The organism is Granulicatella sp., from assembly GCF_057274575.1.
The window spans coordinates 1-5,914 of the sequence record NZ_DBHISP010000033.1 but is presented as its reverse complement, the minus strand read 5'-3'; the positions used below and the strand labels follow the sequence as shown (position 1 = coordinate 5,914).

General features: G+C 39.6%; 7 protein-coding genes, 1 pseudogene and 1 riboswitch. Of the genes and pseudogenes, 7 read left to right on the top strand and 1 reads right to left on the bottom strand.

All coding sequences use genetic code 11. The features are described from left to right. Positions 1–416 (top strand): annotated as a pseudogene (locus tag ACO5V7_RS08735) (tRNA uridine-5-carboxymethylaminomethyl(34) synthesis enzyme MnmG); the annotation flags it as partial. Between the two features lie 10 nt (positions 417–426). Further along, entirely contained in the window at positions 427–1,140 is a 714-nt protein-coding gene (gene rsmG / locus ACO5V7_RS08730; protein WP_485485873.1) for a 16S rRNA (guanine(527)-N(7))-methyltransferase RsmG, read from the top strand. 58 nt (positions 1,141–1,198) lie between these two features. On the opposite strand, the gene ACO5V7_RS08725 is transcribed toward rsmG, so the two are convergent. Further along, a complete protein-coding gene (locus ACO5V7_RS08725; protein WP_485485872.1) occupies positions 1,199–2,200 on the bottom strand; it encodes a nucleoid-associated protein in 1,002 nt (333 codons plus the stop codon). An 81-nt stretch (positions 2,201–2,281) separates the two neighbouring features. Between ACO5V7_RS08725 and ACO5V7_RS08720 the strand changes: the two genes are divergently transcribed. The 5 genes from ACO5V7_RS08720 to ACO5V7_RS08700 all read left to right on the top strand — a co-directional run bounded on the left by ACO5V7_RS08720 (position 2,282) and on the right by ACO5V7_RS08700 (position 5,880). Next, on the top strand, positions 2,282–2,812 hold the full coding sequence (locus ACO5V7_RS08720; RefSeq protein WP_485485871.1) for a methylated-DNA--[protein]-cysteine S-methyltransferase: 531 nt from the start codon (positions 2,282–2,284) through the stop codon (positions 2,810–2,812). Between the two features lie 4 nt (positions 2,813–2,816). Beyond that, on the top strand, positions 2,817–3,797 hold the full coding sequence (locus ACO5V7_RS08715) for an aromatic acid exporter family protein (protein WP_485485870.1): 981 nt from the start codon (positions 2,817–2,819) through the stop codon (positions 3,795–3,797). A 163-nt stretch (positions 3,798–3,960) separates the two neighbouring features. Beyond that, positions 3,961–4,521, top strand: coding sequence for a sigma-70 family RNA polymerase sigma factor (locus ACO5V7_RS08710; protein WP_485485869.1), 561 nt, complete (start codon positions 3,961–3,963; stop codon positions 4,519–4,521). A gap of 64 nt (positions 4,522–4,585) precedes the next feature. Then, positions 4,586–4,630, top strand: a riboswitch (PreQ1 riboswitch). 5 nt (positions 4,631–4,635) lie between these two features. Then, positions 4,636–5,145 carry a QueT transporter family protein gene (locus tag ACO5V7_RS08705; RefSeq protein ID WP_485485868.1) on the top strand — a complete coding sequence of 170 codons (510 nt, stop codon included), beginning with the start codon at positions 4,636–4,638 and terminating at the stop codon, positions 5,143–5,145. 96 nt (positions 5,146–5,241) lie between these two features. Continuing rightward, positions 5,242–5,880, top strand: a complete 639-nt coding sequence (locus ACO5V7_RS08700; protein ID WP_485485867.1) for an MBL fold metallo-hydrolase — start codon at positions 5,242–5,244, stop codon at positions 5,878–5,880. The last annotated feature ends 34 nt before the right edge of the window (positions 5,881–5,914 follow it).

Here is a 5,914-nt window from a genome sequence, read left to right as displayed (position 1 = left end):
TACAAGCGTTCTTGGCAGAAAAAGGATCTGCGGAATTGAAAGACGGCATCCTTCTCAGCGACTTGTTGAAACGTCCAGAATTAAGCTATGACGAATTAGTAGGCTTTGCTGGTGAAACGGTGGAAGTCTCTCGTGAAGTGAAAGAACAAGTAGAAATCTCGATTAAATACGAAGGCTATATTGCAAAAGCAATTGAAAAAGTGGAGAAATTAAAACGCATGGAAGCCAAGCGTATTCCTGCCAACATCGACTATGATGCGATTAATGGACTTGCGACCGAAGCGCGTCAACGTTTGAAATTAATTCAACCAGAAACAATTGCGCAAGCGAGCCGTATTAGTGGGGTGAACCCAGCCGACGTATCGATCTTGATGGTCTATATCGAACAAGGAAAGATTGCAAAAGTGCAAGAATAAGGAGGCGCGTATGAAACCAGAAGAATTTTATCAAAGACTCCAAGAAGTGCATGGGATTACACTATCAGATGTACAAAAGAAGCAGTTCGCCCAATATTTCCATCTATTAGTGGAATGGAATGAGAAGATGAACTTGACGGCCATTACGGATGAAGAAGGCGTGTTTTTAAAGCATTTCTACGATTCATTGGCGCTTGGATTCCACCACGAATTGACGGACCAAACGCTTTGCGACGTGGGTGCGGGTGCTGGATTTCCAAGTATTCCGCTGAAAATCGTCTTCCCAGACTTGAAGGTGACGATTGTGGATTCGTTGAATAAACGCATTACGTTCTTGAATACATTAGTGGAGACACTTGGGCTAAAAGACGTGCAATGTTTCCATGACCGTGCTGAAACCTTTGGACAAAATAAAAATTTTCGTGCATCGTTTGATGTGGTAACTGCTCGTGCCGTTGCCAAACTCAGTGTGTTGAGCGAGTTTTGCATGCCGCTCGTGAAAAAGCAGGGGTATTTCCTCGCATTAAAAGCGGCGCATACGGAAGTTGAGTTGGAAGAAGCGAAAAAAGCGATCGCGATTCTTGGTGGGAAAGTAGAAGGGGATGTCTCTTTCGACTTACCATATGAAGGCGGAAACCGTCACGTGGTCACGATTTTAAAGACGAAGGAAACACCGAATAAATATCCGAGAAAACCAGGACTTCCATTGAAGAAGCCGTTATAAACGAAAACCTCCTAGAAATTTTCTAGGAGGTTTCTTGTTGTTGATTAGATAGATAGTATTACGCATTAAATTTATTTAAGATACTCTCGATATTTTTGATCAGTACCGAAACAGAGCCATCTGGATTGTTGATGAATTCGACCATTTCCTTGTTTTCGTAGATTTCACTTGGAATGGTAATTTCGATGCCGTTGTCGAGTTTGAATTTTTGCTTGCTATATTTACGTTCGTATTTTGGCACGTTCGTTACGGCGATTTTTTCTGGGATGCGTTCTTCGGTGATGGCCAATTGTGCGGATTCGCGTGCGAGCGGTTTTTCCTCGAACACCTTGTCGAAGATGGCTGCGGCATCGATTTCGTCCTGTTCTTCCAGCTGGTGGAAGATCGCTTGTTGCGTCGTTGCCAGCGCTTTGTACGGTTCCTCGTCGTGTTTTTTTGCGATATGAGTAACCGTTTTTTTGATTTCCTTGATTTGTTCTTTCGTTGTGACGGGTACCGTGATTTCTAAGAATTTTTCAGAGAAATAAGCTGTCTTTTGGCCTTCGATTACCACTTTTTTCTCGATTAAGGTATAGTTTCCGTTTGATAAATCTACGATGAACGCTTCCGAAGGTTTTTGCGTCGCGTTTGGTAAAATGGCGTGATTTTGCAAGATTGTATTGCTAACGGCTTGGCCTTCGTAGTCGACAAAGTGTGTGACTTTTGAACTGTAATCGAGGCGAATCATTCCAAATAGTGTGCCACCTGTATCGCTTGTTCCCGTAAAGAATAGGTAGTCTGCTGGTCCGATTTCTTCTGCTGGAGCTATAAGAGCAAAGAGCTTATCGGATAACTGTTGCGTCTTTTCTAAGAAGGAAATCCCTTCGTCTGCAAGATACCCAAGAAGCGGTTCGCTAGAAGCTAATTGACCAATATGCGGGTCGCCTTTTTTGATTTTATCCACGAGTTTTGTAATGTATTCAATGAGAAATGGATCGCCCAGTTGCAGTGGGGCCTGTGATAAGAGTAAGTTTCCTGAATTTTTATCTAAAATATGTAAAACGGCTTCGTTAATGAGCATGAAAGTGCTCCTTTCCTATTTCATTCGATAGAAAATATTATATAATAGAAAAATAGATTTGTAATGAGAAATGAGGAGGCCATGACGGTTTTGACGAAGATAGATACACCACTAGGGGTGATGATTGCTGCAAGTGATAAGGTGGCATTAACCGGTTTGTGGTTTGAAGGGCAAAAATATGAGTGTGCCTTTGTGAAAAATCCAAAATGGGATGATTCTTTAGCGCTTTGGAATCCTGTAAAAACATGGATTAATCAGTATTATCATGAGAAAACTCCAGGAACTCCTTTGTTTTCGATTGCTTATGAAGGAGGAACTCCTTTTCAACAAAGTGTTTGGAATACTTTGCTAGAAATTCCGTTTGGAGAAGTATGGACTTATAATGAAGTTACCCACCGTGTCAGTGAGAAGATAGGTAGAAAAACCTCCCCTCGTGCCGTCGCAAACGCTATTGGAAAAAATCCAATTACGCTTCTCGTCCCATGTCATAGAGTCGTTGCGACAACAGGAAAATTAACAGGATTTGCGGGAGGCCTGAATAGAAAAACTACCCTTCTAGAGTTGGAAGGGCATCAAATACAAGGAGATACAGTGATCCATCATGAAGCTTAAAATAATGAAGGTAATCGTTTCGGCATTTACCGCCTTAATGATTGCACAAGCATTCAATTTATCGACTCCCTCTGCAGCTGCCATTATTGCGATTTTAAGTGTAATGGATACAAAGAAAATCTCTTTAGCGGCCACTAGTCAACGATTAGCTGCAGCCCTATTGGCACTTTTGGTGGGTGGAATTGTCTTTTGGGCTTTTGGTTTTGATGTGATGAGTTTTGGAATTTACTTATTATGCTATATTCCGATGGCTTATTTATTAAAAGTAGATATCGGAGTTGCACCAAGTACCGTGTTAGTCATTCATCTTTGGACGCAGCAACAATTAACGTTCTCCTTGTTTGTGAATGAAATGCTTCTTGTGACGATTGGAGCGGGGGTTGCCATTTTATTCAATTGGTATATACCATCGTACCGTGAACATATTATTAAGATTCGTGAAGAAATTGAGTCAAAAATGCGAGAAGTTCTGTTGAAAATGTCTGGATTTTTATCGGTTGGAAATGGAAAAAATGATGGCGAAGTTCTTCAAATTGTGAAAGAAAAATTGAAAGCAGCTAGAGAATATGTTCGCTTAGAATCAGAGAACTATCTAACAGGTGAAATCACCTACGATGAACAGTATTTTGAAATGCGACGTGATCAAACAAAGTTATTAGAAATTATGGCGGTCAATTTAAATGAATTTCGCTGGGATGGGGAAGAAATGGCCATCTTGTCTGAAATGTTTAAACAGACAGCAGAGCAATTAGCGGAACAAAATACGGCGAGTCAACTCATTGATGAGATTGAAGCCATGTTAGAACATTTTCGAGAAAGACCTTTGCCACAAACGAGACGTGAATTTGAAAAAAGAGCGCAATTATATCAATTGTTAAGAGACTTGAAACGATTCGTGCAACTGAAAGTCGATTTCTATCAAACTTATGGTGTGCATTATTTCAAGAGAAAAGAGAAGAGTAGAAATTCTTCCAAAAGCAATTAAGAAGGTTAGGAAATAATCCTATCTTTTATTTTCAAGAAGAAAAATAAATTTAATTCTTAAGAAGTCTTGGTTTTATCCGATAAAACTAGGGCTTTTTATGTTTGTTAATCAATATACTGAAGTGGAGAAGAAATGAGGGAGGAATTTATAGGGAGGTTATTTTATGGAAAAGAAAGAGTTGTCGGAAGTAGTTCACTTAGCTAAAGCAAATAATGAGGAGGCGATTACCGAGTTATTAAAGAGATTTGAGCCTTTAATTGCCAGTATGAATCATCATTATTTCTTTCATGAGATGGATCAAGAAGATTTTGCTCAAGAAGCTAGAGTCATGATGTTACGAGCATTAGATAAATATAACGAAGACCATGCTGTTTCATTTGCGGGTTATTATCAACGCTGCCTAAAAAACTTAGCAGAGGAGTGTTTGAGAAGGGAGCATCGACAAAGAGTAGTTCCTCATAATCTTCTCATCCATGGGGATAAAGGGGAGCTAGCGTTGATGTCAGCTTCTGTAGAATCTTGCGAGAAACAAGTATTTTTACATGAGGATGCGGAGGAATACTTCCATCACTTATCTCGCTTTGAAAGAGAAGTTTTTCTAGGGGTGTTAGACGGACAGACGTTTGAAGAGATGGCAAATCACTTTGATAAGTCGGTTACTTCTGTAAAAGGGGCTCATAAACGTTGTAAGAAGAAATTCAAAGAACAAATTTGTAGAAGATAAAGAAATTCAACTTAAGACTACCAATCTTACGTTGTTTATAGTACAATAGCACATGGCGTTTTTTGCCGATGAGGTTCGAAACCATCCCTCAATAAAAAACTAGGAGGCAGTAACATGCAAAATAAAAAAACAAAATTGATTGTGATTAACGCAATCATCGCAGCGCTTTATGTGGTCGTTACATCATTAACTGCATTTATGGCATTTGGAAATATTCAATTCCGTATTGCGGAAATGTTGAACCACTTATTCGCTTTTGACAAAAAATACGGAATCGGTGTGGTTGCCGGTGTATTGCTTGTCAACTCAGTATTTATGTCGGCGTCTGGTCTAGGTTGGTATGACTTAGTATTCGGATTAGGACATACCATTGCTTCATTCGCTATCAGCGCACTGTTCTTCAAATCAGTGAAAGATGTTAAAACACGTATGTTTGTTTTAGCAGGCGTCTTCAGTGTGATGATTTTCTTAGTAGCGATTGAATTGAACTTAGCACTAGAATTACCGTTCTGGTTAAGCTATGGTGAAACATTCTTTGGTGAAATCGTCGTATTATTAGCGGGTGTTCCGTTGATGACGGCATTGAACAAAGCCATCGATTTGAAAAAATTAATCAATGATTAATCAACAGACGTCCGGGCTCTATGCTTGGGCGTTTTTTGATTGCAAGAACTCACTATTTTATGTAGAGTTAAGAGGAGACCTAAAGGAGGAATACAAATGGAGTTATTAAGCATTCCAGTAGGACGTTTGGAAGAAAATGTCTACTTTTTAATTGATGAGAATAAAGAAACAGTGATTTTTGACCCAGGTGCACAAGCCGAGGATATTAAACAATTAATTAAAGAAGAAGGATTGAAGCCAGTTGCGATTGTATTAACACATGCGCATGGAGACCACATTGGAGCCATTGATGCGCTTCGTGAGGAATACAAGATTCCAATGTATATGAATGAGTTGGAAAAAGTATTTTTACACGATCCTGAATTGAATCGTTCCTATTACTCTGGAGAAAATATTACGACTAAGCCAGCGGATGGTTATTTCCCTAAAGAAATGGGCAAATGGAAAATTGGAAGTTTTGAACCAGAATTAGCGCATATTCCAGGGCACTCACCTGGTGGAACTATCTTTATTTTTAGAGAAAATGGATTTGTTATCGGTGGGGACGTGATGTTTAAAGGCAGCGTTGGACGTAGTGATTTTCCATACGGAAGCCATAAAGAGTTAATGGAAGGGATCCACAAATACTTATTGCCATTACCTGCTGAAACGGTGATTTTCCCAGGGCACGGGGAACCAACGACCTTAAAAGATGAAATTGCAACAAACCCATTTTTAAATGGGGCAACAAGATAAGAGGCGAAATGATGATTTTTGATACGCATACGCA